We start from the raw sequence: 1,548 nt of genomic DNA, 5'->3' as shown, positions 1-1,548 counted from the left end.
AGGCAGAAGAATCCAAACGTCATCTGCTGATGGAAGGTTTCGGTCTGATTTTGCGCAACAGTCTGGAGCCTCTTTTGGCGCCGGGGGTAACACCCTTACTGGCGGCGTCGCTGTTCAGTGAAGATCGATTCGACCACTGCCCGCTCACAGAAGCTGTGGGTGTTTGGGCACGTTTTGCCGGTCTCGGACGAAGCCAAGCGGCAGTCAGCTGGTTTGAGCGCTATCTGGAGCTGCTGGTGCCGCCTTTACTGGACGCGCTGTTTGTTCACGGGGTGGCGTTTGAGCCCCATCTGCAGAATGTTGTTATCGGGTTAAAAAACGGCTACCCCGCTCAGGTGTTTGTACGTGATCTGGAGGGCACCAAACTGATTGCCGGCCTCTGGTCTGGACAACTGCCCACCGAACTGGATGAACGTGTGAATGCGTCAGTTCTTTACAGCGCGGAGAGGGGATGGCAGCGCATTGCCTACTGTCTGTTGATCAACAACTTGTTTCAGGCTGTCAGTTATCTCGCCCTCAACGATTCGGACCTGGAAAAGACGTTGTGGCGCGTGTGGAAAGCCCACCTTGAACAATTCCTGGGCCGCTGTGACAGCGCTTGGGCACACCAGGTGCTCGGAGGATTGCTCAGGGGCGAGTCCATTCCCAACAAGAGCAACCTGATAACCCGCTTGTTCAAATGGGCGGACCGGGATTCAGAGTATGTGCAGATGCGCAATCCGATTGCGGCCTTAGTGTCAGCGGAACCGTCGCAGGATACCTGCATCGCAAGCATCGAGACAAAAGACAAAGCAAACGGCACGAGCAGCACAACATGACAAAAGTAGCGGACAGGAAATTACCAAACAGGAAATTACTGGAAAGAATTCATCAGGCAGCGCTTGATTTACAACGCCAACACAGCGACCCCCTTTGCGCCTACATCTACGATCTAGACAGCCTGAGCAGCCATGTGCAAGCGGTGGTTGAGGCCCTGCCACCGCAATGCGAAATGTTTTATGCCACCAAAGCCAACCCGTCACTGCCACTGCTGCAAACCCTGACGCCATGGGTGCATGGGTTGGAAGTTGCATCGGGTGGTGAGTTGCGGTGGGTCCGGGATCATTTCCCCGAGCTGCCGGTCATTTTCGGCGGTCCCGGTAAACTGGTTTCTGAACTCAAGCACGCCGTTGAATCAAACGTTGAGCTGATTCACGTTGAAAGTTTGCTGGAGCTGGAACGTTTAACAGAGATAACGGGAAAATCCCAACAAACCCAGGAGATTTTGCTGCGGATTAATCTGAATCTACCGGAAATGGCCACCACCCGTCTGACCATGGGCGGCGTGCCAACCCCCTTTGGCATGGATGAGGACACGCTTCAGCAAGCCTTGCCCATGCTCGCCAGGGCATCGCATGTAAGGCTAAGGGGGTTCCACTTTCACCTCATGTCCCATCAGTTGGATCCGGACCGCCACCTGGCATTGATCCAGACCTACTGTCGTCGGGTCAGCCAGTGGGAAAGTGATTACGACCTGCAGATAACGCAGATTAACGTGGGGGGCGGCAT

At 54.8% G+C, this 1,548-nt stretch carries 2 protein-coding genes; both read left to right on the top strand.

From position 1 onward, the window contains the following. On the top strand, window positions 1-818 hold an 818-nt coding region (locus MELB17_RS23055), incomplete at its 5' end, for an IucA/IucC family C-terminal-domain containing protein (protein WP_007352760.1). Continuing rightward, a partial coding sequence (locus tag MELB17_RS23050; RefSeq protein WP_007352759.1) for an alanine racemase occupies window positions 815-1,548 on the top strand: 734 nt, incomplete at its 3' end. The genes MELB17_RS23055 and MELB17_RS23050, both read left to right, overlap by 4 nt.

Source organism: Marinobacter sp. ELB17 (genome assembly GCF_000169375.1).
In the GTDB taxonomy this organism is placed as follows: domain Bacteria; phylum Pseudomonadota; class Gammaproteobacteria; order Pseudomonadales; family Oleiphilaceae; genus Marinobacter.
The sequence above is the reverse complement of the archived record's forward strand: the minus strand, read 5'-3'. Positions and strand labels throughout refer to the sequence as shown.